The sequence below is a fragment of the Herpetosiphon giganteus genome (assembly GCF_016907925.1).
GTDB lineage: Bacteria > Chloroflexota > Chloroflexia > Chloroflexales > Herpetosiphonaceae > Herpetosiphon > Herpetosiphon giganteus.
Genome location: NZ_JAFBCZ010000021.1, coordinates 76,508 through 100,136 on the forward strand (window position 1 = coordinate 76,508; position 23,629 = coordinate 100,136).

General features: G+C 51.1%; 24 protein-coding genes. 11 read left to right on the plus strand and 13 right to left on the minus strand.

Annotated elements, in window-relative coordinates:
* Positions 1–10 precede the first annotated feature (10 nt).
* Entirely contained in the window at positions 11–952 is a 942-nt protein-coding gene (locus JOD20_RS17990; RefSeq protein WP_204756597.1) for an NADP-dependent oxidoreductase, read from the minus strand.
* A gap of 110 nt (positions 953–1,062) precedes the next feature.
* On the opposite strand from JOD20_RS17990, the gene JOD20_RS17995 reads away from it, so the two are divergent.
* Positions 1,063–1,449, plus strand: a complete 387-nt coding sequence (locus JOD20_RS17995; protein WP_420828956.1) for a winged helix-turn-helix transcriptional regulator — start codon at positions 1,063–1,065, stop codon at positions 1,447–1,449.
* Between the two features lie 3 nt (positions 1,450–1,452).
* Here the strand turns inward: JOD20_RS17995 and JOD20_RS18000 are convergent, their stop codons facing one another.
* From JOD20_RS18000 to JOD20_RS18020, 5 genes are all read right to left on the minus strand, one after another.
* On the minus strand, positions 1,453–2,238 hold the full coding sequence (locus JOD20_RS18000) for a helical backbone metal receptor (RefSeq protein WP_204756599.1): 786 nt from the start codon (positions 2,236–2,238) through the stop codon (positions 1,453–1,455).
* Entirely contained in the window at positions 2,222–2,857 is a 636-nt protein-coding gene (locus JOD20_RS18005; RefSeq protein ID WP_204756600.1) for a hypothetical protein, read from the minus strand. Before JOD20_RS18005 ends, JOD20_RS18000 begins: the two co-directional genes overlap by 17 nt.
* Positions 2,854–4,155, minus strand: coding sequence for a glycosyltransferase family 4 protein (locus tag JOD20_RS18010; RefSeq protein WP_204756601.1), 1,302 nt, complete (start codon positions 4,153–4,155; stop codon positions 2,854–2,856). Before JOD20_RS18010 ends, JOD20_RS18005 begins: the two co-directional genes overlap by 4 nt.
* 268 nt (positions 4,156–4,423) lie before the next feature.
* Positions 4,424–5,413 carry an NAD-dependent epimerase/dehydratase family protein gene (locus JOD20_RS18015; RefSeq protein ID WP_204756602.1) on the minus strand — a complete coding sequence of 330 codons (990 nt, stop codon included), beginning with the start codon at positions 5,411–5,413 and terminating at the stop codon, positions 4,424–4,426.
* 20 nt (positions 5,414–5,433) lie between these two features.
* A complete protein-coding gene (locus tag JOD20_RS18020) occupies positions 5,434–6,198 on the minus strand; it encodes a glycosyltransferase family 2 protein (RefSeq protein WP_204756603.1) in 765 nt (254 codons plus the stop codon).
* 33 nt (positions 6,199–6,231) lie between these two features.
* On the opposite strand from JOD20_RS18020, the gene JOD20_RS18025 reads away from it, so the two are divergent.
* A complete protein-coding gene (locus JOD20_RS18025) occupies positions 6,232–7,011 on the plus strand; it encodes a polysaccharide deacetylase family protein (protein WP_239583932.1) in 780 nt (259 codons plus the stop codon).
* A gap of 65 nt (positions 7,012–7,076) precedes the next feature.
* Here the strand turns inward: JOD20_RS18025 and JOD20_RS18030 are convergent, their stop codons facing one another.
* The 5 genes from JOD20_RS18030 to JOD20_RS18050 form a co-directional block, all read right to left on the minus strand.
* Positions 7,077–7,334 (minus strand): GlsB/YeaQ/YmgE family stress response membrane protein, encoded by a 258-nt coding sequence (locus JOD20_RS18030; RefSeq protein WP_204756605.1) that lies wholly within the window; start codon positions 7,332–7,334, stop codon positions 7,077–7,079.
* 68 nt (positions 7,335–7,402) lie between these two features.
* Positions 7,403–7,660, minus strand: coding sequence for a GlsB/YeaQ/YmgE family stress response membrane protein (locus JOD20_RS18035; RefSeq protein WP_054536475.1), 258 nt, complete (start codon positions 7,658–7,660; stop codon positions 7,403–7,405).
* Between the two features lie 555 nt (positions 7,661–8,215).
* Positions 8,216–8,734, minus strand: coding sequence for a hypothetical protein (locus JOD20_RS18040; RefSeq protein ID WP_204756606.1), 519 nt, complete (start codon positions 8,732–8,734; stop codon positions 8,216–8,218).
* Positions 8,734–9,897, minus strand: a complete 1,164-nt coding sequence (locus JOD20_RS18045) for a methionine aminotransferase (RefSeq protein WP_204756607.1) — start codon at positions 9,895–9,897, stop codon at positions 8,734–8,736. Before JOD20_RS18045 ends, JOD20_RS18040 begins: the two co-directional genes overlap by 1 nt.
* Positions 9,898–9,907: 10 nt before the next feature.
* On the minus strand, positions 9,908–10,891 hold the full coding sequence (locus JOD20_RS18050) for a zinc-dependent alcohol dehydrogenase family protein (protein ID WP_204756608.1): 984 nt from the start codon (positions 10,889–10,891) through the stop codon (positions 9,908–9,910).
* A 361-nt stretch (positions 10,892–11,252) separates the two neighbouring features.
* Here JOD20_RS18050 and JOD20_RS18055 point away from each other — a divergent pair, with 361 nt between their 5' ends.
* The 5 genes from JOD20_RS18055 (at position 11,253) to JOD20_RS18075 (ending at position 17,889) form a co-directional block, all read left to right on the plus strand.
* On the plus strand, positions 11,253–11,936 hold the full coding sequence (locus JOD20_RS18055) for a hypothetical protein (protein ID WP_204756609.1): 684 nt from the start codon (positions 11,253–11,255) through the stop codon (positions 11,934–11,936).
* Between the two features lie 20 nt (positions 11,937–11,956).
* Complete coding sequence (locus JOD20_RS18060; protein ID WP_054536470.1) at positions 11,957–12,823, plus strand: hypothetical protein; 867 nt, start codon at positions 11,957–11,959, stop codon at positions 12,821–12,823.
* Positions 12,824–12,857: 34 nt separating this feature from the next.
* Positions 12,858–13,100 carry a hypothetical protein gene (locus tag JOD20_RS18065; RefSeq protein ID WP_054536469.1) on the plus strand — a complete coding sequence of 81 codons (243 nt, stop codon included), beginning with the start codon at positions 12,858–12,860 and terminating at the stop codon, positions 13,098–13,100.
* 130 nt (positions 13,101–13,230) lie between these two features.
* Positions 13,231–15,273, plus strand: a complete 2,043-nt coding sequence (locus JOD20_RS18070) for an FAD-dependent monooxygenase family protein (RefSeq protein ID WP_204756610.1) — start codon at positions 13,231–13,233, stop codon at positions 15,271–15,273.
* 63 nt (positions 15,274–15,336) lie between these two features.
* Positions 15,337–17,889, plus strand: a complete 2,553-nt coding sequence (locus JOD20_RS18075) for a hybrid sensor histidine kinase/response regulator (RefSeq protein WP_204756611.1) — start codon at positions 15,337–15,339, stop codon at positions 17,887–17,889.
* Between the two features lie 241 nt (positions 17,890–18,130).
* Here the strand turns inward: JOD20_RS18075 and chrA are convergent, their stop codons facing one another.
* Positions 18,131–19,297 carry a chromate efflux transporter gene (gene chrA, locus JOD20_RS18080; protein WP_204756612.1) on the minus strand — a complete coding sequence of 389 codons (1,167 nt, stop codon included), beginning with the start codon at positions 19,295–19,297 and terminating at the stop codon, positions 18,131–18,133.
* Positions 19,298–19,472: 175 nt separating this feature from the next.
* Here chrA and JOD20_RS18085 point away from each other — a divergent pair, with 175 nt between their 5' ends.
* From JOD20_RS18085 to JOD20_RS18100, 4 genes are read left to right on the plus strand one after another with little or no spacing between them, the layout of a single operon-like run.
* Positions 19,473–20,696 carry a WXG100 family type VII secretion target gene (locus tag JOD20_RS18085; RefSeq protein ID WP_204756613.1) on the plus strand — a complete coding sequence of 408 codons (1,224 nt, stop codon included), beginning with the start codon at positions 19,473–19,475 and terminating at the stop codon, positions 20,694–20,696.
* Positions 20,697–20,707: 11 nt separating this feature from the next.
* Positions 20,708–21,481, plus strand: a complete 774-nt coding sequence (trhO, locus tag JOD20_RS18090; protein WP_204756614.1) for an oxygen-dependent tRNA uridine(34) hydroxylase TrhO — start codon at positions 20,708–20,710, stop codon at positions 21,479–21,481.
* Positions 21,478–22,134 (plus strand): SDR family oxidoreductase, encoded by a 657-nt coding sequence (locus tag JOD20_RS18095; RefSeq protein ID WP_204756615.1) that lies wholly within the window; start codon positions 21,478–21,480, stop codon positions 22,132–22,134. Before trhO ends, JOD20_RS18095 begins: the two co-directional genes overlap by 4 nt.
* Before the next feature lie 13 nt (positions 22,135–22,147).
* Positions 22,148–22,849: a hypothetical protein gene (locus JOD20_RS18100; protein WP_204756616.1), complete on the plus strand. Its 702-nt coding sequence runs from the start codon at positions 22,148–22,150 to the stop codon at positions 22,847–22,849.
* On the opposite strand, the gene JOD20_RS18105 is transcribed toward JOD20_RS18100, so the two are convergent.
* A complete protein-coding gene (locus JOD20_RS18105; RefSeq protein WP_204756617.1) occupies positions 22,821–23,549 on the minus strand; it encodes a PIG-L deacetylase family protein in 729 nt (242 codons plus the stop codon). The two genes, JOD20_RS18100 and JOD20_RS18105, sit on opposite strands and share 29 nt — an antisense overlap.
* Positions 23,550–23,629 lie beyond the last annotated feature (80 nt).

Below are 23,629 nucleotides of genomic sequence, written 5' to 3' on the forward strand. Positions count from 1 at the left end.
ATGCATGAATTTAGCTCACTTTGACCACAATTTTGCCGCGCACTCGATTGCTTTGCATGCGCTCGTGGGCCGCAGCAAGTTCGGCAAAGCCAAAAACGTGCTCAACTTCAATCCGCAGTTGTTGGCTGTCGATCAATTGGGCAATTGCTGTAAGTTGGGTTTGATTCGCTTGGACAAGGTGGCTCAAGCTCTTGCCTGCGTGGGCCGCAGCCAAATCTGCTGGGGGCGAGCCAACAATCGTAACCAAGCCAGCGTGAGGTTTTAGCACTGCATACGAGCGCGCTTGCACCTCGCCGCCAACCGTATCAAACACCACATTAACTGGCTCGATTTGTTGCTCAAATGGGGCAGCCGTATAATCAACAAATTGATCAACGCCCAATTCGCGCACAAAGCCTTCGTTGCGGGCCGAAGCGGTGGCAATCACATGCGCGCCGCGTAATTTGGCCAATTGCACCGCCACATGGCCAACGCCACCAGCAGCAGCATGAATCAGCGCTCGATCACCAGCCTGCAAACCAACCAGATCGAAGGCTTGCCAAGCAGTCAAGGCCACCAATGGCACAGCTGCCGCTGCTTCAAAACTCAGGCTTGCGGGCTTAGCCGCAACTTCGCTCGCTGGCGCAAGCACATATTCTGCATAGGCTCCAGCAGGCGTTGGAAAATTAACCATGCCATAGACTGCATCGCCAACCTGCCACTGCGAGACGTTCGCACCAACCTCGGCAATCGTACCCGCCACATCCCAGCCCAGCACTAATGGAAAGGTATCGTTGCCAAAAAAGTCTGGAATATAGCCCGCCCGCACTTTATAATCAACCGGATTAATCCCAATTGCATGCACTTTGATTAATACTTGATCGGCTGCTGGTGCAGGCCGCTCAATTTCAGCCTGCACCAATTCGTCGATGCCACCATAGCGCTTAATTTGAACTGCTTTCATCGTTGCCATATCCAGGTATCCTTCCATCTAGAGAACCAAAACTTTGTGCTTAGTATAAACCGTGCTATGATTTTTACAAGAACGCACAATTTTGTTGGGTACTAACAAAATTGATACTATTGGATTACAAAGGGCTAAATCGTATGTGTCATGATTATGGGTTCAGCTATTCGTGCCCCGTTGAGGCCACCATTGCGGTGATTGGCGGCAAGTGGAAGTGTGTGATTTTGTTTCATCTGTGCGATGGCAAGAAGCGCTTTAGCCAATTGCAACGCTTTTTGCCCGAAATTACCCAGCGTATGCTGACCCTGCAACTGCGCGAACTTGAAGCCGATGGGGTGATTAGCCGCACGGTCTATGCCGAAGTGCCGCCACGGGTCGAATATGCGCTGACTGAGTTTGGCGAGAGTTTGCGGCCAATTCTCTTTCTGATGCGCGATTGGGGTCAGGAGTATCGCGATACGATTGTGGATACCAAAACCCGTCAAGCTAGCCAAACTAACTAAATATCAATCGGCATTTAACAAACGGCGATAGGTTTGCAAAGCAAGTGGAATTCGCGGGCCATACCAGGTGAGCAATTGGCCATCGCAGCAATTAATTTGGGGAGCCAAGCCCTGCAATTCCGCAACATCGGCTTGGCTAAATATGTATGGTTCGTCGGGGAGTAACATTCGATCTGGTTGCAAAGCCGCAATTTCAGCCAATTCCAAGCGTGGATAGCGGCCCGCTGGATCGGCCAAACAACTGCTTGCCCCGCAGCAGGCCAACAAATCGGCGGCGTAGGTCGCTTTACCAACCCACATCCATGGGTCGCGCCAAATTGCGGTGGCCACTCGTTGTTGCCGAAGAGGCGCAAGCGCCATCTCAGCCTGAATCGCCTCAATCAAGGGCGTAGCCTGCTCGCTGCGTCCAAGCATGCTGGCAATCGTTTGCAACGAAGCCATGGCCTGTTGCACGCTATCAATCTCGCTCACATAAATCGTCAAGCCAGCAGCTGCGAGCGCAACAATATCACGCTCACGATTTTCTTCCTTGTTGGCGATAATTAAATCGGGCGCAAGCGCAATAATCTGCTCGCGATTGGGATTTTTCGTGCCACGCAGTTTTGGCACTGTGGCCACTTGTTCAGCAGGCACAATGCAATAATCGGTGATGCCAACAATCTGCTCGGCCAAGCCCAACCAAAAAAGATACTCGGTGAGGCTTGGCACCAAGCAGACAATGCGCTTTGGCACGCGATCGAAGCACAATTCACGCCCTAAATCATCGGTTATGTTATAAAATTTGGCCAACCAAATACCCCAAGAAACTCAGAATCAGGTTATAGAACAGCAAGCCATAAGCAACGCTGACGAAGGTTTCTTCATAGGGCTTGGAAAAAAGCACCCGCAGCGCCTTCAGCGTCGCAATCATAAACAGCAAACTCACAGCCAAGCTCGAAATTCCACCAACAAAGCTCACAAAGCCCGTTAGCAAATAGAAAAGCCCGCCTACAACAAGCATAATTGGCGGCCAAGCCATAGCTAAGGCCGTGGCAAATTCATCACGTTGGCGAAAACTCAAGCGCTGGCGTTGGGCAATAAACGAAATCAAAGCCGCAAAGCCTGCCGTATGCCCAACTACATTAATGAGCAGCAATTGAGCAGCCTGCTTGCCTGGCGCATGATTCACCAACATCGCAATCAGCAACAGCAACAAACCACTCATAAACGCGCCAATCGCGACATAGATCAAGGCGTTTTTGAGCGAGCCACGCCCGCGCACGAGGCCAAATGGCGGTTCGCTGGGCTTGCCAGCCAAGGCAATCGAGGCTTGCAGCAGTTCAGGAAGTTGCATTGTTGGAATGGGAGGTGATGGCGGCGACGATGGAGCAGATTGTGATGACGACGGCTGAGGGTTACGAAAACTCATTGGAATCCTCCACGCAAAGAGCGAGCTTGCAAAAGTTCGCGGTAGGTGGCTAGGGTTTGCCGCGCCACAACCGGCCAATCAAAACTCCGGCGCACAATCGCCGCTCCAGCAGCACCCCATTGCGGCCAGTATTCGCGCAAATCGAGCGCTAAACGCAGCGCATTGGCCAAAGCCCGTTGATTGTTCGCTGGCACCAACAAGCCATTATGGCCGCTGATAACTTTATCGGGAATGCCACCAGCAGCGGTTGCTACCACCGGCAAGCGATGAATCATCGCCTCAAGCGTAACCAACGACGAACCTTCATACAAGGTTGGATGAATGAACAAATCAACATGTTCATACAATGAATGCAATTCACGATCACTCAGACGACCGAGCAGGCTGACATGTTGCGCCAAACCCAGATTTTGGGCTTGCTGCTCCAAGGCTGGTTGCTCTTTGCCAGTGCCAACCATCAACAAGCGCCAGTTTGCAGGCAACACAGCGCGCAATTCAGCCAAGGCCGCAAGCAACAGATGGTAGCCCTTGTTGCGCTCCAAACGACTGACGGTTAAAAACACAACCTCGCTGCTGGCTAAATCCAAGCGTTGCGCTAAATCATGGCCCAATTCAGCATCTACCTGCTCCAAGGCTTCGGCAACATCAATCGCCGAAGGCAAAACCGCCACCCGCGCAGGATCAACGCCCAAAAAATGTGGCAGATCATCGGCGGTGCAGGCATCGGTGGCAATTGCACAATCTGCTTGGCGATGGCTCCACGAATATTGGGCGCGAAACGGCGCATAAGCCAGCTGCTTGCGCCAATCAACATTCTTATATTCTTCCATGCCATGCGGGTTGGCAATATGCGGAATGCGGCGCAAATCTGGCTGCTGCTGGCGAATTAAGCCCCAGCCCAAAGCACACAAGCCTTGGCTATGCACGATGTCAATCTGGCCTTGCTGGGCGGTTTTGGCCACCGCGCTGGCTTGCTGCCAGGTAAAAATCGGATAATTAATTTGGCGGCCAAGAATACTGTTTGGCCGCAACCAAGGGCTGGTGCGATCATAGCGGGTTTCGTGCACGCGAATCAACGGGTTTTGGCACAAGCGAGCATAGGCCTCGCCTGAACTTGGCGCAGCATCAGGAATCGTTTGGGTCCAGAGATCGAGCTTAACGCCCAAATCGCTCAAATGGGTGACCAAATGAAACACATGGCGTTCGATGCCACCAAAGCCGTGTAACGGAAAAACCGCCCGACAAAGCATGGCGACACGCAATTGATCATCGATTGAAGGCGCAGGCGTTGTTGACATTGCACAACCAAACTAATTGAGTGCCCTCACCATCTTGTTCAAGGATAGGTTTTTCAACTAAGCATTGGTTGATCACCACCCTTCCGTCCCGCCTCAAAGCGGGAAACGCAGGGGGATTTAATCCCCCTGCACCCCCTCAAGGCCAATTTGTAGTGATCACACATCCACCGATGAACTATGGGATCGTCGTTCCCAAGCCAGAGCTTAAGACCAATCCTTTTATCTCGCACCGCACTGAGGGCGAGGTTGGGTAAGGGCATACCCAAAATTACCAATAAGCTTCGCGAAAATCGCGATAAAAACCGACTGTATGCTCTAGGCCTTGGCGCAAACTGGTGGTTGGCTGCCAGCCCAATACCGCTTGAATTCGGCGATAATCGCTATAGACGCTGCCAATATCGATGCGGGCTTTTTCGGGGGGAAAGGGCACAAGTCGATACGAGCCAGTGCCCGCCACTTCAGTCAAGGTCGAAATCAACTGCAAATGGCTAATTGGCTCAGGGCCACCAAGATTAAACACTTGGCCATCGGCGGCAGGATTGATTGCAGCCAACAAAAAGGCTTCAACCGCATCATCAACATAGGTATAATCGCGCTGCTGCTCGCCATCGCCATAAATGCTAATCACTTCGTTATCGAGCGCTTGGCGCACAAACCAGCCCAACGCCGTTTGGCGGGCGTGGCGCACCAACATGCGCGGCCCATAGGTGTTGGTCATGCGCAAAGCACAAGCCCGAATCCCATAGACATTATTGTAGAGAATGTGATACCACTCGCCAGCCATTTTGTTGATGCCATTCACATCAGTTGGGTGCAACAGATGCTGCTCATCGACTGGCACATAATCGGGGCGGCCATAGATTTGGCGGGTGCTGGCAAAAACAATCTTGATTGCAGGATTATTGTGGCGGCAAGCTTCCAAAATCGAAAGCTGCGCGCGACAATTAATATCCAAGTCGTTGAAGGGATTCTCCATTGAATCAATATGGCTAACCTGACCAGCGAGATTAAACAGATAATCTTGGCCTTGCACCAAATATTGCAACGAATGTTGGTCGCGCACATCGGCAATGTTAATTCGAACGTGGTCGGCCAAGCCGTGCACATTCGCCATATTGCCGCCATACTCTGGCACCAATGAATCAACAATAACAACTTCTGCGCCTAAATCAACCAAGCGAAAGGCTAAATTCGAGCCAATAAAACCCAAACCGCCAGTAATCAAACAGCGCTTACCGCGAAATGCCTGCTGTATCACACAACCTCCATACGAGCCATTTAGCCTACGTCACGCCCAAGCGCGCGTTGGCGAGCGGCTTGTTCCTTAAGATGCTTGCCAAGGATGACCAATTTCCACCACAGCTGCAACAACTGAATCAGCGTGCGCCACAAACGGGGGAAATTAAAAAACTGTGATTTGCCATACGTCCGATGATAATGATGGACTGGCACTTCGGCGAAATTAAAGCCTGCATCCTGCAACTTTTTCACCAATTCCAAACAAATTGTGCCGCTATCCGATTCGAGATTGACTACATCGAAAACATTACGCCGAATCAACCGAAAATCGCAATCAACATCACGTAATTTAAAGCCAAATAAAAATTTGACTCCATGGTGATAGATTCGACCAATAATTTTCCGATGCAATGGGTCAGAACGGGCAATCTTGTAGCCGTTGACAATATCAACCTCAGGGGTTAGCTGTTGGTACAAATCGCGTAATTCATTGGGGTCGTATTGGGCATCGCCATCGGTATAAAACACCAAATCTTTGGTGGCCGAGGCAAAGCCGGTGCGTAACGCTCCGCCGTAACCGCGGTTTTTAGGGTGGTGAATTGGGCGAAAACGTGGATATTTGGTGGCTAAATCATCAAGCACTTGCGCGGTATAATCACTGCTACCATCGTTAACCACGATCACTTCATAATCATCGGTGAGTTCGGGTAAAACGTGAAATGCTGTGATCACCAAGCTACCAATGGTGCCAGCATCGTTATAGGCAGGAAAGAAGACCGAAATACTTGGACGTTCGCTGGTCATTTATAATCCTTTGACTGGTTTTTAATCGTTTTGATGCAGAGTACTAGCAGCGATTATAGCAGAAAGCGCCACGCCTGCCGCCAAAGCTTGGTGTTAATTGGGCTACTTTGGCTTTTAATTGGTTGTGGTTCCAATGCCCCAACCCCAAGGCCAACCATCACATGGCGTTTGGCCCAGCCAGTTGCCGCCACAATCACCATCGGGCCAACCTATACGCCGCAAGCAAGCGAGGTTCCGCCAATGCAACCAACCCATGTCAGCGATAAAGTGCTTTATTTGACCTTTGATGATGGCCCCGACCCAACTTGGACACCCAAAATACTTGCTTTGCTGGCCCAGCATCATACCCAAGCCACCTTTTTTGTGCTCGGACGCAATGCCCAAACCTATCCCGAAATTATTGAACAACAACGCTTGGCTGGCCATCTGCTGGCAAACCACAGCTGGAGCCACCCCGACCTGACCCAGCTTGATCAAGCAAGTGTATTCCACGAGCTGAGTGCAACCCAAGCCTTGTTGGGCGCAACTGCCAGCAGTTGTTTTCGGCCACCTTATGGCAAGCATAACCAGCAAACTACTGCCAGCGCCGATCAATTGGGTTTACGCATGGTGTTGTGGGATGTGGATAGCGCTGATTGGAAACAACCAGGCACTGAGGAAATTGTGGCTCGCATTCGCAGCCAAGTGCGCGATGGAGCCGTGGTGTTGCTACACGATGGCGGTGGTTCGCGCCAACAAACAATCGAGGCCTTGGAGATTCTACTGCCTGAGCTAGCTGCCCAAGGCTATCGCTTCGTCGCCGCCTGTAGTTAAACGAAAATCGCTAGCGATACAACACTGTATCACTAGCGATTCCACAGATCAGAGCCAGTTGAGGCTTAGCGGACGCGTCCGCGTTGGAAGAGGTTTACAATCCCAAGCAAGACGACTGCACCAATCAAAGCGGTCAAGACGCTCCACAAGTTGAACACATTAGCGGTCACGTCGCGGTTGATCAAAAAACCGCCGATGAAAGCTCCGATGATACCGACAACAATATTCAATACTGTGCCTTGTTGAGCATCGGTGTTCATAATTTTGCTAGCAACCCAACCGATCAATGCGCCGAAGATAAGCCATGCAATAAGTGAAAACATTATAGATTCCTCCAAATAGTTAATTCAATATCAGTGCTTGTTGATACTAATTAAGTAAGCTTCAAAACTTAGCGAACGCGGCCACGTTGGACCAAGTTGACGATTGCGAGTAAGACAACTGCGCCAATCAACGAGGTCAAGACGCTCCACAAGTTGAACACGTTAGCGGTTACGTCGCGATTGACCAAAAAACCGCCGATGAATGCACCAATGATACCGACGACAATATTTAATACTGCGCCTTGTTGAGCATCAGTGTTCATAATTTTGCTAGCGACCCAACCGATCAATGCGCCGAAGATAAGCCAAGCGATAAGTGAAAACATTGTGATTCCTCCATTAGTTTGTTTCAAATAGTGCTTGTTGTTACTACTGTGATTGCTTATGCAGAAAGTGTGCCAGCATTTCTTTTTCAGTAGTTGTACATTGTTTCGTTTGCCTATCAATGTACTTGTTGTTCTACTGTTGCTCTAATGCAGAAAGTGTGCCAGCGTTTTTCTGTTGGTAATCGACAGTTGTAAACCTGTTCTGCCGAAATATAAATGCAGAAAGTGTGCCACCATTGAAAGGATGAAGGATGAGGTCAAAAGTCAGAAGGATAAAGGATGAGGGATGAAGTAAGAACAAAGAGCATAGAACATAGATTTAGGGGTCAGGATTCAGAGGCGAGGGGTCAGAGGTTGGGATTTAACCCAGAGGCGCAGAGAAATATGGCTTTGGGCTATTGGCTTTCGGTCAATCATAGGAATTTCCAACCATGCTTCCGCTCGCCCATAGCCTAGAGCCTATAGCCTCATTCCCTTGGTGCTCTTCGTGGATCAAAAAATTAACCTTCGCGATCTTCGCGTGCTTCGCGGTTTCAGGCCTTCGTGGATCAAAAACTAATCTGGCTCGAAGCCCAAAATATCGATCCGTGAATTGCTGAGCACCACCCAATCGCCAGTTTGCAGCTGTTCATTGGGCAATTTGGCCACATTTGGGCCGGTTATGGTCGTGCGCAGGCCAATGCTGCCAACCCCAACCGCAACAATCGCCTCGACATAGCTCACTGCATAGCCCAAATCATCACGCCGCTCCCACGTAATTAACTCTTGGATACAGCCATAGGCCAGTGGCATGGTGCTCAGCCCATTGCCAACCTCTGGCTCGATTGCCATACGCTGAGTATCTGCTGGTTGCAAGGCGACTCGGCTCAGCTGAAACACCAAGCGCGCTGTGCCATAACGCCCCGCATGGGCCTGATTCACATGATTATGGCGATCAACAACACCTAAGCGCACTTGCTTAAAGCCCAGCACAATTAAGGGCAAAAAGCGTTGCCCGCTGCTATGCATCCTACCTGGAATCAATTCTTCGAAGCAGGAATGTAATTGCAGTGCTTGAGATTTTGGAAAACGCATCAGCTTCGGCTCCCTAAGCGCTTGAGTTTTTCAGCAGCGGCGGCAATCGTTTCGGGCTTTTTGGCAAAGCAAAAACGCACCATCCCCGATTGATAGCCATCATGGTAGAAGGCTGATGGGGGAATCGCCGCCACGCCAATGTCGCTAATCAGATAGCGACAAAATTCTGCATCATTATCCCAGCCCAAATCGCGAATATCAGCCATCACAAAATAGGTGCCTTGTGGCGGCAACACATACAAGCCTGCATCACCCAATGCTTTGACCAATTGCGTTCGCCGCGCACTATAAAATTGCAATAATTGGCGTTCGTATGGCTCGCCAGCATTCAAGCCAACCACCGCTGCCGCTTGCAAAGGCGTGGCGCTAGCAAACGTCACGAATTGATGCACCCGCCGAATCGCCTCGGTTAGTGGATTGGGCGCAATCGCATAGCCAATTTTCCAGCCAGTTACGCTAAATGTTTTGCCAGTGCTGCTGATGGTGACTGTGCGATCCCACATGCCTGGCAAGGTGGCAATCGCGCAATGCTGATGATCTTCAAAGACCAAGCGATCGTAGACTTCATCGCTCAATACCAACAGATCGTGCTCAATGGCAATTGCTGCCAGCTGGCTCAGCTCGGCCCGCGACCACACTTTGCCAGTTGGATTATGCGGCGTGTTTAGAATGATGGCTTTGGTTTGCGGCGTAATCGCAGCCCGAACTTGAGCAAAATCCACATCCCAGCGTGGCTCGCTCAACCGAACGTAGCGCGGAATGCCGCCAGCCATCAGCACATTTGGCGGGTAGGCATCATAATATGGCTCGAAAATGATCACCTCATCGCCTGGATTGATCAGGGCCATAATTGTGGCAAACAAGGCTTCGGTTGCCCCGCTGGTAACGGTAATTTCCGTCTCGGGATTGACCGCAGCTTTGGTATGGCGCTCCCATGTCCGCGCAATCGCCGCTCGCAAGGTTGGCAAGCCCGTACTTGGCGCATATTGGTTGAGATCGGCATTGATGGCGCTACAAGCAGCATCTTTTAAAAATGCAGGCCCAGCAAAATCAGGAAAACCTTGGCCAAGATTAATCGCTTGATATTGCGCGGCCAAAGCGCTTATTTCACTAAAAATTGAAGTGCCAAAGCCAGCTAAGCGATTGGCGGATTTGGGATGCACAACAAGCCTCCTAGCCTGTAATCACGACTTTACCAGTGCCGCCTTCGGTTGCCACACGCACGATCCCAGCCAAGTCATCGAGGGCGACGGTGGTATCGACATGCGGTGCCAAACGACCATCGGCAAACATCGCACTCACATCAGCGATCAGTTTGCCAAGCACTTGCGGGGTTTGGCGGTTGAGCCAGCGGCCAAGCCAAAACCCACGAATTGTCGCTTCGCTAAAGATAATCCGGCCATCAATCTGAATTGGTTGGTTGCTCAACAAACCATACACGATCATTTGGCCATAGGGTGCCATTGCATTGAAGACTGCTGTACCAGTTTCACCAGCAACTGCATCAATCGCTTTAGCAATACCTTTTTGGCAGGTAATTTCCTTCCAGCGCTCGGCCAGATCGTCGCCGGGATGGGTTATTACGCCAAGTGCGCCAGCGTCAAGCAAAGCTTGGGCTTGTTCGGCTTTGCGCACGGTCGCCACCACTTTGAAGCCACGAACTGCGGCCAATTGCAACATCGCGCGGCCCAAATGCGAAGCGCCGGCAGTTACCAAGACTGGTTCGTCGGGCTGCAATTGCAATTCATCGCTCATAATCCAAGCGGTCAAATAGTTGACCCACGTGCAAGCAGCTTGGGCATCGCTGAGCGCAGCCGGAGTTGGCACCAAAAATTGTGGCTTGACAACTGCATACTCGCGCCATGTGCCCTCGGTTCCAACTGCGCCGAGCATGAGGATAACCCGATCGCCGACTGACCAGCCAGTGACTCCCTCGCCGAGTGCTTCGATCACCCCAGCGGCCTCGTTGCCTGGGACTGCTGGTAAGTTTGGGCGCACCCCATACGTCCCTTGAATCGTATAGACATCTGATGGATTGATCGAGCGTGCGGTTAGGCGGACTAAAACCTCGCCAGCGCCAGCGGTTGGGGTTGGCTTTTCGACCAACTGCAACACATCTGCCAAGGCTCCAAATTCATGAAATTCAATTGCTTTCATGGCATCCCTTTGGCATAAAACACACATCGACGTGCTAAAGTATATCGTATCCCCCATGGGGTGACATGTCAATCAATACTTGCGGCTTACAAGTTGCTAAACAAGGCGTATAGAAATCATGATTCGGGCCAAGAAGCCCCTAAAATAGCCCATTGTAATGGCCAATTCCCCCCATAGGGATATGCTAATAGAGGACTAATAAAACATTGACAAAACTCTAGCCAACATGTAGTATAATTTCAATGCGCGGCATTGATAATTATGTTCATCTGCACATGCTCGCGACACCTCAATTAATGTGTGTGTACATCATGAGCAGGGCATAACTCAGCCCACATTTGGATAGTGATGGTGGTAGCAATTGACGACCTTCCACAGAGCTTGGCAGTACGCAACAGAGCGCATTAAACGAGCATCGGTTCATCGGTGGCTGTGGTTTTTTGTCGTTAGCACAGGTCTTGCTGGTTGTACCCAACCAGGCGGGTTAAACCTTCAATCGTTGACCTTGACTGCTGCCAATCCAACCGTTAGCGGCTCGAACCCAAACATTCAACCAACCGTACCATCACAAACCAACGTTTCTGGTCAGCCAACCCAAATTCTCGTGCCAACTGCCGTGGAAGATGGCCCGACCAGCCAAGTTATTGCAACCAGCGCGCCTATTGAGCCAAGCTCAGTTGTGCCAACGGTTGTACTAACCCCACCACCAAGCGGCAACGCCGCATGGGAGGCTCAAAAAGTTGATGTTCAGCAATTTAGCGAGCCAACAACCTATGCAGCACCTGGAACCGTCATGCTTTGGTGGTATGATCCAAACTCAGGTCAATATGTTGGCCTTGGTTGGATTCGTTCTCCACTCATCGCAAGCGGCGAGTTTCGATTGCGTTGGAGTGGTTTAGCTGCTTTAGCCATCCCATACACAATCAACGTGGATTATGGCTTGACCTTAGAACCAAGCATGGTCCAACGGATTCGGCGTGCTGGCTACGGCGGCGATGTGATTGAAACATTTGTCTATCTTGCGCCCGATATTACGCCACAATAGGGCAGAAGGAGACTGTACATATGAGCAGTCGGTATTTAGAAATGGTTCGCGGTCAGCGCCGCAACCGAGGAGGCGGTTTTCAGTTTACGGCGAAAACCCTCTTGGTTGTGCTTGCCGTATGCGCCATGGTCGGATCGGCTGTGTATTGGTGGGGCATTCAGAGCGTTCTTACCCCCAATAAGCTGATTGCTGGCTCCTTTACATTGATTTTGGTTTTAGCACCGCCGAGCTTGGTGAGTTTCTTGATTCCCTGGTCACCAGCAGGCATGTTGTTGCAAAAAATCAATGCCCGAACGCTTGGCTATGTCGTAGTCGTCGTGTGTGCCTTGATTCTGGTGTACTACTCGTTTACCTTGCAATATCAATGGTGGGAAACCCAAGCAGTCGTCCAAGATAGCAATATTACCTTGTTGCAAGTCTTGGTCGGGTTGATCGGCTTTATCTTTATTCCTGCATTGTTGTGGACTCCAGTGAGTAGCGAAGAACTGGTCGAACAGATTCGCCAAGCGCACTTGGTACGCCGCTACGAATTGCAAACCCAAGCCGATATTGCTATTTTACGCAATACTTTGCTCCGCGCTCAAGAGAAGGCGTTGATCGGTTTTGCGAATTTGACTGTCCAAGAAAAAGAAGAACTAGCCTCAGTTATGCGTGGCTTGGTGCGCGGCATCGACACCACCATGAAAGAGCTAGCCCAAAGTGTTAAGGCCGTGAGCGGAACCGTAACACCCTTCGCAGCGTTAGAAGATAACGAGGACATCAAAGGCTACTTGGATTATGTTGCCGATAGTTTGATGGATACATCCATGAACCCTGGCACCAAGCCAACCAATACCACTTCGATGGATCGCTCGCCCATGGATCGACCTGGCGGTTACTCACGCTAGGTTTTAACTTAACTCATACCCTTGGAGGTGGCCGATGCGTGGTCGCTTACGCTCGACTGATGAACGATTAATCGATGATGACTTGACTGAATTGGCCGACGAATTGTCGATGCGGCTGTATGCAACGATGGGTCATCGCGTCTATTTGCTCAGTCGCCCAGATATTATTCAGCTCACCAAATCATATATCGATGATCTCCATACGGAAGATCAAGATGCTATCTGTTGGCTGATTTGGGATCTCTTTCAAGAAGGCATGCAGCTAGAATTTGGTTAGACCAAGCTTCAAGCTCAAGCATCAACGCCGCTTTTAACGTAAAGGCGGCGTTTGTGTTTCTAGCGCTAAAGCATTCTGCAACCCACCTGCGTAGAAACTCATAGAATGTTTTATTGCGATTGTGGGAATTATGCACGTTTACGCACAGTATGATCTGGAATGGGCCGCCGCCCCAGCAACAATTTATGCCCGCTTGGCCGAGTTGTCAGGCTGGTTGTTGGGGTCTGAAGTTGCTGGCCGCTGGCAGTGGGCCGATCAGGCTTGGCAGATTACTACCAAGCATCAGCCGCAACGCTTGCATTGGCATGCTCAGAGCATTAATCAACCAAGCCTCAAAGCAGATTTGGTGCTCGAATTGCTGGATAGTGTTTCCAGCACCCACATTCGGGCAACCTTGCACGTCGAATGGCCCAAAACAGCGTTTAAATTATGGCACTATTGGCAACGCCGCCGCTGGCTGCACAACGAATTAGCTGCTGTTTTGCAACGCTGGCGCGAAGCATGGCCAGCTCAAGCACGTGCAAGCAACCAGCTTGCAGAGAGCCATCCGCGCACTTGGCAAGCATTCGAGGCCATGAATGCCCTCGATCAACTGCAACGGATTCAAGCGCTCGATCAACGCTGGCAACAATTTGAGCAAGGCCAGCTACCAAAGCTCCCCTACAGCCAAACCAATCAATTGCCCACAGCCGATACTGCGTTTGATTTGGTTTATGCTGGCGGCGGCTTGGGTTTGCTGCACGCCACGTTGATGGCCCGCAAAGGGCTGCGGGTGCTCGTTTTTGATCGCCATGAAGTTGGTTGTGCGCATCGCGAATGGAATATTTCGCAGGCCGAGCTTGAGCGCTTGGTGGCAACTGGCTTTATCTCGTGGGAAACGCTCGAACGCGAGATTATTATGGCGCGCTATAACGATGGGGTTGTGCGCTTTCACGCTGCTGGCTCAGCGGTTGCCCCCGCCGAATTGCGCTTGCCCAAGGTCTTGGATATTGCGCTTGATGCTGGGGCCTTGCTGCGCTATGCGCGCCAACAATTTTTAGCGGCTGGCGGCACGGTTTGGGATGCAACAAGTTTTGAGCATGTCTATCACGATCCACAGCGCCAGCAAACCATCGTTGCGGTGCGCAAGGTAGATCAAGCGCATGTGATTGCGACGCGTTTGCTGATCGATGCCATGGGTGCAATTTCGCCATTAACCCTTGCAACCCAGCCATTTGCCGGCATCTGCCCAACCGTGGGTACGGTGCTGAGCGGCGCAGACCACGACCAAAGCTTGGGCGATATTTTGATTAGCGTTGCCGATACCCAAGCCGATCGCCAATTGATTTGGGAAGGCTTTCCTGGCCGCGATCACGAACTTACCGTTTATGTATTTTATTATGATCGGGTTGGCGCAAAGGCCCAATATCAGCATTCGCTGCTCGATTTATTTGAAGATTATTTTGAATTATTGCCAAGCTACAAGCAACTCCAACCCAATGCTAAGCATCTGCGACCAGTTTTTGGCTATATTCCGGCTCGCCATGCGTTGAGCAAACCCAAGCCTTTGGCGGGAGTTTTGGCCTTGGGCGATGCTTCAGCGCAACAATCGCCATTAACCTTTTGTGGTTTTGGTTCGTTTGTACGCAACCTTGAGCGCACCACCGATTTGCTCGAACAAGCGCTAGAACAGCAACTAACCACGCCAAATCATTTAAGTGCAATTAGTGCCTACCAAAGCAACGTCAGCATGAATTGGGTATTTAGCCGCTTTATGACTCCGTGGGGCCGCCCGCAGGATGTGAACGAACTACAAAATGTCTTTGCCCATGTGCTCAACAACTTGGGCTACGAGCTGGCGCGGCGCTTCTTCCAAGATCAAATGACATGGCTAGATTATTATCGGCTACTATTAGGTACGCTGGCCTATTACCCACGAATTATGCAGGTTGCTTGGCAGGTGCTTGGCTGGCGCGATTGGCTGCGCTGGATTGGCGATTGGCTGCGGTTTAGTCGGGCTGCATTGATTGCGAAAATTGGCCAACACATGCCAGCCTGGTTGATTGCGCGTTTGCCTAAACCATGGCTTTTTCAGTACAATGCAGCCTATGCCGAATGGCAAGCAATGGGTTGGCTCGATTCCAGCCCGAATCATCAAAGTCAAGCGCTTGGTGCAAACACCGAAATTAAGTAGCTTGGCCCAGCTTTTTGGATTGGCTCACGTTGTTGTTTTGGCAGCAACTATTGAGAAGTGTGTATGCGACGTTCGCCACTTGCTCGGATTCGCAATGCTCTGCTGATTGGATTAACGCTTTCGTTATTGCTGATCGCAGGCGGTTTGGCTTGGTTTTGGTGGTCATTTGATCAAGCGCAGCGCCAAGGCAGGGCGCTCAGTGCCAACGAACAATTGATTATTTATAGCGTGATTGGGGCCGCCGCCGTGATTGGGGCGCTGATAACCCTGATTATGACAATGCGCAGCGTGCGCCAAACTCGCAAGCCATTTGAACAATTACCAAGCGAGTTCGATCCCGATCAAGCAATTGAAGTGGGCAATTCGGGCGATCCGCTGATTGACAACACCTTGCAAAAAGTTGAGGCCTTGCGCCAAAATCTCTTGGCCCGCCAAACTAACTTAACCAGCCAAACCAGCCAATTGCACACAACTCAAGGCCGCCATGAAGCGGTGTTTAAATTGGCTCGCTTGCTCAATAGCACGCTCGAAATTGAAACCTTGCTCAACGATTTTGTCCGTTCGTTGGTCAAGAAATTTGATCTTTCGTTTGTTGGCGTTGGCTTGATTGAAAATAGCAGCATTGTGGTGCGCCACGGAGTTACCCGCAAAGCTGATCAGATTGAATCGACCTCGACGTTGTGGCTGGCGCTTAGCGCGGGGATTGCCGCCGAAGCTGCTGCTGAAAGCCAAATTATCATCAAACGTCAGCCACCATTTGATACCGAATTGCCCTCGCCAAGCACCGTCGCAACCCAAGTTGCCCATCCCTTGATGAATAGCGGGCATATCATTGGCGTGTTGTTGAGCCAAAGCAGCCAAAAACTCGATGAAGAAACGCTCAACCATTTGCGGGATATTGCCGAATTATTGGCCTCGTCGCTGAGCAACGCCCATCTGTTTGCCAATGCTCGCGAACGAGCCACCAACTTAACTGCAATCAACGATTTAGCGCGGGCAATCAGCACCTCGCTTGATCTCAAGCGGATTTTGGATACAGCACTTCAGCAAATTCGCCAACTTATTCCCTATGATCAAGCAACCGTCACGACCTATGATGTTGGCAGCAACATGTTCCAAGTGCTGGCGGCCAACGATGCAGATTATGGCATGTTGAGCGCTGGCCAAGAAACCGAGGGCAACGGGCCGTTGCGCACCGCCTACGAAGCAGGCCATCCGGTGTATATCGCCGAGGTTGAGCATCACACGGGCCAGCCGTTGCAATTGCCGTTTGCCGATGAAGCGCAATCGCTGTTGATTCAGCCATTAACCACCGCCGATGTGCGCTTGGGCACGCTGAATTTGACCAGCCGCCGCCCAAATGCCTTTGACGAACAACAAGTCAGTTTATTGGGCGGTTTATCGCACTTTTTGACCACCGCCTTGGTCAATGGTCGGCTCTATAATCAACGGGCGCAAGCCTTGCAACAACTTGAGCAAACCCAAGATCACCTGCTGTTTGTCGAGAAATTACGCGCGCTTGGCGAATTGGCCAGCGGCGTTACCCACGATTTCAACAACTTGTTGGCAGGCATTTTGGGCAATGTTCAGGTGTTGATGGGCGAATTGCAAAATCCTGAGCAACGCGAAACCCTCCGCGTGATCGAACGCGCCGCCAAAGATGGAGCCGAAACCGTCAAGCGGATTCAGCGTTTTGCTCGCAAAGATGATGGCGAAATTGACGCGCCAGTTGAATTGCACGAATTGGCCGAAGATGCGCTCGATCTGACCAGAGTGCGCTGGCGTAATGCCGCCCAAGAGCAAGGGGTCAACATCGAATTGCAACGCGAAATTCTGAATGTGCCAACGATTCGAGGCCATGCCGCTGAATTGCGCGAAGTGCTGACCAACTTAATTATTAATGCTGTCGATGCCATGCCCAATGGCGGCATGCTGCGGGTTGCGACTGGTCAGCGCGGCTCGGAAGTCTTTGTTTCGGTGGCTGATAGCGGCGTTGGCATGAGCGAAGAAGTCAAAGCACGGATCTTCGATCCCTTCTTTACGACCAAGGGCGAGCGCGGCAATGGCTTGGGGCTAGCGGTTTCGGCGGCAATCGTTTCGCGCCACAGTGGCCGCATCGAAGTCCAAAGCATCGAAGGCCGCGGTACTAACTTCGCAATTTGGCTGCCGATTCTCGAAGTCGATTTTGCCCAAGTCGAAGCCACCGACCACGACATTCCTAACGTGCGCGGCAGTATTTTGATTGTCGAAGATGAAGAATTGGTACGGATTGCGCTGAGCCGTATGTTGGCTGCTTGGGGCCACGACGTTGTGAGTGCCGATAGTGGTCGCGATGCGCTGGCCAAATTCCGACCTGGCATGTTCGATTTGGTCATCACCGACCTTGGTATGCCCGATATGATGGGCTGGGACGTATTGCGCTTGATTCGCGAGCGCGAACATGGCATTCGCACGATGATGCTCTCGGGCTGGGCACGCCAAATCGATCCTGCTGAAGCCAAATTGCGCGGCGCAGATGTGGTTGTTGCAAAGCCGTTTGATCAAGCAGTTTTGCGCACGACTGTTGCCCATTTATTGGCAGGCACGCTCGATCTTACGCCGCGCGTTATTGCCTAAATAAAGATAAGCTTCCCTCACCCCAACCCCTCTCCCGTCCAACGGGCGAGGGGCTTTTTCATGCTGTGGATACCCCGCGAATCGCTGTGGGCGAGGGGCTAGCTTACAAGGGTAAGTGGTTTTCCCTCACCCCAACCCCTCTCCCGTCCAACGGGCGAGGGGCTTTTTCATGCTGTGGATACCCCGCGAATCGCTGTGGGCGAGGGGGATGGGGGGTGAGGGGATCTTCCAAGATACAAACTTAAAGCAGCAACGCCAGCAAACCCAAAACCCCCGCCCCAAGCACTATCGCTGCCGTAGCCCACTTGGCCTTCCAACTATAGAGCAGCCATAAACTTAGCCCAGCAATCAGCAACGCCAGTAGTGCTGGAGCCAGTTCACGCGGCCAAGCAGCCAGAATAATTTGGCTGGTCGTGACCGTAATCAAGCCAACCACCGCCGCCGTAATTCCATCAAGAAAGGCATGAGTTGCAGCATTGGCAATAATGCGTTCGAGCCAATGATGGCCAAGAATCGTAAATAAAAATGCTGGCAAAAATGTGCCTGTGGTCAAGGCCAAGGCCCCAGCAAAACCACCGCCAAGGTAGCCCACAAAGGTCGAGAAAATAATCAATGGCGCTGGCAAGATTCCAGAAAGGGCCAAGCCATCAATAAACTGTTCGTTGGTCATCCAACCGCCAACAACTACCGCATCGTGCTGCAAAAATGGAATTGCCGTATACGCGCCGCCAAAGGTCAGCAGGCCCGTGCGCAAGCCATAACCAAACAAACTCAACACGCTAGGCGCAGCTAAAACCGCCAGTGCTAGCAACGGCAACCATGAGCTGTGTAAATTGGTTTTGCTTAATTGTGGCTTTTGCAACAGCCAATAGGCCACGCCCGACAGCAGTAGAATCGCGATAAAATGCACACCCACAAACGTGGCAATTCCAGCAACAATTGCAATTGCCCAAAGCTGACGATTGAGCAACGCATGCTCGCCAATTTTATGCACGGCCCGAATAATCAAGGCCGCCACGGCGGGCTTGAAGCCAAACAAAATTGCCCCAATCCCAATTGCGCTCATGCCATAGGCCATATAGGCCCACGAAAGCCCAAGCATCAGGATAAAACCAGGCAGCATAAAGCCCAAGCCAGCTAATACAGCGCCAATCCTGCCACGGGCAACCATGCCAAAATAGACACACAATTCATGGGCTTCGGGGCCAGGCAAGGCCTGGTACACCGCCAGCACCCGATTAAAATGCTCGCGCTCAATCCAATGTTCTTCCTCAACTAACTCTTGGCGAATCATGGCAATTTGGGCGACAGGCCCGCCCCACGCCAACAAGCCAAAACGCAAAAAGCGCAGAAATAGCCGCAAATACGATTCATGGGGTGGACGAACAGAGGGTGGCAGCTCAGCCATAAACTGTTCCTTAGCAAAAGGCGAATCGCAGGCATTGTATGCCAAAAAAGCCCTCTTTACAGCACCAGATTAAGTATGGTATAGTGAACTCGTGCTGATTGCACTCCTCACTCAATAAACCCAACAACCAACATTTCAATAATCTACCAGCCGATTAGCAACGGAGCATAGGCTTATGGCTATGCAAATTGTCCAAATTGACTATCAGCTGATCGACCAACTCATTCAACGCTGCGCCAACCAACAAAGCCAGATTCAAGCCATCGTGCACCAACTCAGGCAAACGATTCAGGCGCTTGAACATGGCGGCTGGCAGGGCGATGCAGCCAACGCATGTTTCAGCCAGTTTCAGCACGAAATAGAGCCAGCCTATCAGCGCCTAGCCCATGTTTTTGCTGAGAGCCAATGCGTGCTCAAAGGCATTGCTAAGGCTTTTCACGAGGCCGAAGCAGAAGCAGCGGCCCTGTTTAACGCTGAGCACGAGGCGCTTGCGTTGCAGGCCAAGCCAATCAATGAGCAAATTCCACCCGAAGTCATCGCCCAAACTGTTGATCAGTTTCTAGCATGGCTTCGGCCACAACAATCCAGCTTGGTCATCGAAACCATTCGGCTGATTCCGTTGGGGCCACGACGGTTTTTACTTAATCAACCAATGGTTCTCGAAGCAATTCGGGCTTTGCCTGGCACGCTGCCGCAAATCATCATTGCTAGCTTGCTCGAAGGCTCATTAACTTGGTCAGCGGCCTCGTTGGTATTAAAAGAGGGTATTTTTAACGCTAAAGCCCCAGCACCCAACGCAATGTATCCTGAACGTGAGCTACCCGTCGATCGAAATTTTGCTCAATTAGTTAATTCACTGATTGCCGATCCTTCTATAAATAACAGCTCATTCGATGATTATGTCAACAATAAATTTCCACAATATAGTCAATGGAATATGAATTGCTGGGAATTTGTGCTCTATATTGGGTTGCTTTCAGGCGATCTTCCTTTAGATGAGCTTGATGCTCTGTATACGAAGGTCTTTAACGAGGCTAGCGCCGTAAATGCTGATGCAATAGCCAAAGCGCGAGATGTCTATACGGCTTTGGCCGAAGGTCTCGGCCATGCTCAACGTCAAGCGTGGTGCGAAGGCGAGTCAATTCCTGAAGGCAGCATTGTCTTTTTTGAAAACGGTGGAAATCCACTGAGCCATGTTGCCTATGCAACAGGCCGCGAGATCAATGGTTCACCAGAAATCATTAGTTTGTGGGATCGACCAAACAATACTAAAAGCGTGCAATTCACCACAATTGCCGAATTAAAGGGTTCCGATGACACTATTACCTATGCGCCAAACCCTTGGCTGAACGACCAACAACCATCGTGGTACAATAGCGAGACGATTATTTCTAGCTGAAATGAACACCTATGGACATCTTAGTTATTGCCTTTTATAAATTTGTTGACCTGCCCGATTTTGCCGCCAAACGCGATTCATTGCGCAATTTTTGCAACCAACGCGGCATCAAAGGCACGATTTTGCTCGCTCACGAGGGCATTAATTCAACCGTTGCTGGCCCCGAACCAGCCATGCGCGAATTGCTCGATTTTCTGCGCAGCGACCAACGCCTAGCCGATTTGGTGTGGAAGGAATCGTGGACCAACCAGATTCCGTTTCAACGCATGAAAGTGCGCTTGAAAAAGGAAATTGTGACCCTCGGCATGCCCGAAATCAATCCCAACGATGGCGTTGGCACCTATGTTGATGCAGCGCAGTGGAATACGCTAATCAACGATCCCGAAGTGATTGTGATTGATACCCGCAACGATTACGAAGTGGAAATCGGCACCTTCCCGCATGCGCTCAATCCCAAAACCGATTCATTCCGTGAATTTCCAGCCTTTGTCGAGCAAAACCTTGATCCCCAACAACATCCCAAAGTGGCGATGTTTTGCACCGGCGGCATTCGCTGCGAAAAAGCGACGGCCTATATGCTGCGCAAGGGTTTTCAAGAGGTATACCATCTTGAAGGCGGGATTTTGAAATATTTAGAAACCGTCGAGCCAAGCAACAATCAATGGCAAGGCGAATGTTATGTGTTTGATCAACGGGTTGCCGTTGATGATGATCTCAAGCCAGGCCACTACGATTTAGACCAACCGACAGGCTTGCCACGTAAGCGTGAGGAAAGCAGTTTATGACCATTATCGCCTTAGCCGGAGCGACGGGCTACACAGGCCAACGGATTATTAGCCAAGCTGCCAACAATCCCGCATGGCAAGTTCGAGCGTTGGTGCGCCAAAGCGCCACCAGCAAAAGCCATTTTCCCTTGGGCCAAGATTTTGCAATCTGCGATTTTGGCGATCAAGCCAGCGTTGAGGCTGCACTTGAAGGCTGCGAGGCTGTTTTTCAAACAATTGGCACAACGCAGGCCCAATTTACTGCTGACGTAAATTATGAAACTGTTGATTATGGCACAACGATCGCCTTGATTAAAGCCGCTCAGGCTCAGGGTGTAAAGCGTTTTGTGCTGCTTAGCTCGGCGGGTGCAGGCTTGCCGCTTGGCTCATATTTGCGCTGGAAGGCCAAAACTGAAAAAGCCGTGCGCGAAAGTGGCCTCGATTGGACGATTCTGCGGCCTGCGGCGATTGTTGGGCCAAGTCGGCGGGCGATTCAGCTAGCAAGTCTGCCTTTTGTCTTGCTCAGCAAATTGCCATTAATTGGCCGCTTGGGTGCGGTAATGCGCCCTGTTGATGTGAATGATTTGGCTTTGAGCTTTTTCAAGAGCCTCGAAGACCCAACCACAATCGGCAAAACCCTTGAAGGGCGCTCATTCTGGCGCTTAATTCGCTAACAAGGAGGTTCTGATGCAACATCTACCAACTGAAGCCTTACTGGCACGGCTACGAGCAGCACACCTTGGCTCGGCAGTCGAGCCAGCCTTACAACTGGCGGTGGAACGTAACGCTGGGCGCATGCGTCCGCTCAGCGATCAGCCCTATTTATATCATTTAGTTGAAGTTGCCTTGCAAATTGTCGAGGTATTTGGCATTCGCGATGAAATTGCCACGGTAATTGCGCTGTGGCACGATTTGCTTGAAGATGATCAAATTAGCCGCGACGAACTGCTGCAATACATCAACACCCGACCAGCCTTAGTGCGGCTTGGCGATCTTTTTCCCTTGTTGGATGGCCTGAATCGGCATAACAAAACCACTGAGCAATATTATGCGACGATTGCAATTTTGCCACCGCAAGCGTTTTGGGTTAAAACCAGCGATCTTTTGAGCAATACCAGACCAATGCCCTTGCTCGATTGGCAGCGACTTAAACCGCGCTGGATCGCCAAATATAGCGTAGAACTGGCGCGCGAGGTGCTTGATGTTGGGCGTTTCGAGCAAAAACGCGCCTATCCCACGATTCGCAATGCCTTGCTCGATGTACAGCAGCGTTTGCTAAGCGGCCTGCAAAACGACGAGGACCGTTGGCACGAAATTGCGGCCTACGATCCTCGCTTTATTAGTTCAGCCCAACGTTTGCTTAATCTCGAACAAGGGTCACGAGTTTAAACGATTCGGCCAATTCGCACTCGACCCCAGCCTCGCGCGCCAACTTCGCGGTAGACACTGCCCACTCCCGCATCATCTGCTCTGGCTCCCAATCGCCCAACTGGCATTTGTGCTCACGCAACGCCTTGAGCTTCAATTGGAAGTCATCCTCAGTCAAGCCAATCCACGTATCAACTTGCGCACCACCCATCAAATAAACTTGGCGGACATTATGTGGCTCAAGCCCTTCTTCCAAAAGTTCAGGGAAGATCAAACGGGTTGAAGCGGCGGGCATAATGGCTGCAAAGGTTGCATTGCCAGCCGCCACATGGTCGGGATGGTTCAAATAATCATCGCTATAGCGGAAGGATGGATCTTGGCAGACCACAATATCGGGCTTGAAGCGCCGAATCACCCGCGTAATTGCTTTGCGCACTTCTTGGGTTGGCTCCAACGCTGCATCTTCAAAACTCAGAAAGCTGACATCGGCCCCAACATGCGCCGCAGCGGCCCGTTGCTCAGCTTGACGAATTTCAGCCAAGCGCTCGGAAGTCATGTTGGGGTCGCTTGAGCCATGATTGCCATCAGTGCAGAGACAAAAATGGATCTCGTGGCCCTCGCGATACCAACGCGACAACGCGCCGCTACAGACAAACTCTGCATCGTCGGGGTGGGCAACGACCACCAAAATCCGTTTGGGCGTAAATGTTTGCTCGCTCATGAAAGACCTTTCGTCACACACTGCTTAGGACAGTTCGATTAATTCCCAAGCTTAATCATACGCCTTAAATGACCAGTCAG

Coding starts and splice junctions, on each gene's coding strand:
- JOD20_RS17990 (WP_204756597.1), bottom strand. CDS start 952: ATGGCAACGATGAAAGCAGTTCAAATTAAGCGCTATGGTGGCATCGAC.
- JOD20_RS18060 (WP_054536470.1), top strand. CDS start 11,957: ATGAGCAGTCGGTATTTAGAAATGGTTCGCGGTCAGCGCCGCAACCGA.
- JOD20_RS18025 (WP_239583932.1), top strand. CDS start 6,232: ATGCAGAGTACTAGCAGCGATTATAGCAGAAAGCGCCACGCCTGCCGC.
- JOD20_RS18005 (WP_204756600.1), bottom strand. CDS start 2,857: ATGAGTTTTCGTAACCCTCAGCCGTCGTCATCACAATCTGCTCCATCG.
- JOD20_RS18010 (WP_204756601.1), bottom strand. CDS start 4,155: ATGTCAACAACGCCTGCGCCTTCAATCGATGATCAATTGCGTGTCGCC.
- JOD20_RS18085 (WP_204756613.1), top strand. CDS start 19,473: ATGGCTATGCAAATTGTCCAAATTGACTATCAGCTGATCGACCAACTC.
- JOD20_RS18105 (WP_204756617.1), bottom strand. CDS start 23,549: ATGAGCGAGCAAACATTTACGCCCAAACGGATTTTGGTGGTCGTTGCC.
- JOD20_RS18065 (WP_054536469.1), top strand. CDS start 12,858: ATGCGTGGTCGCTTACGCTCGACTGATGAACGATTAATCGATGATGAC.
- chrA (WP_204756612.1), bottom strand. CDS start 19,297: ATGGCTGAGCTGCCACCCTCTGTTCGTCCACCCCATGAATCGTATTTG.
- JOD20_RS18035 (WP_054536475.1), bottom strand. CDS start 7,660: ATGTTTTCACTTATCGCTTGGCTTATCTTCGGCGCATTGATCGGTTGG.
- JOD20_RS18040 (WP_204756606.1), bottom strand. CDS start 8,734: ATGCGTTTTCCAAAATCTCAAGCACTGCAATTACATTCCTGCTTCGAA.
- JOD20_RS18050 (WP_204756608.1), bottom strand. CDS start 10,891: ATGAAAGCAATTGAATTTCATGAATTTGGAGCCTTGGCAGATGTGTTG.
- JOD20_RS18095 (WP_204756615.1), top strand. CDS start 21,478: ATGACCATTATCGCCTTAGCCGGAGCGACGGGCTACACAGGCCAACGG.
- trhO (WP_204756614.1), top strand. CDS start 20,708: ATGGACATCTTAGTTATTGCCTTTTATAAATTTGTTGACCTGCCCGAT.
- JOD20_RS18020 (WP_204756603.1), bottom strand. CDS start 6,198: ATGACCAGCGAACGTCCAAGTATTTCGGTCTTCTTTCCTGCCTATAAC.
- JOD20_RS18070 (WP_204756610.1), top strand. CDS start 13,231: ATGCACGTTTACGCACAGTATGATCTGGAATGGGCCGCCGCCCCAGCA.
- JOD20_RS18100 (WP_204756616.1), top strand. CDS start 22,148: ATGCAACATCTACCAACTGAAGCCTTACTGGCACGGCTACGAGCAGCA.
- JOD20_RS18030 (WP_204756605.1), bottom strand. CDS start 7,334: ATGTTTTCACTTATTGCATGGCTTATCTTCGGCGCATTGATCGGTTGG.
- JOD20_RS18075 (WP_204756611.1), top strand. CDS start 15,337: ATGCGACGTTCGCCACTTGCTCGGATTCGCAATGCTCTGCTGATTGGA.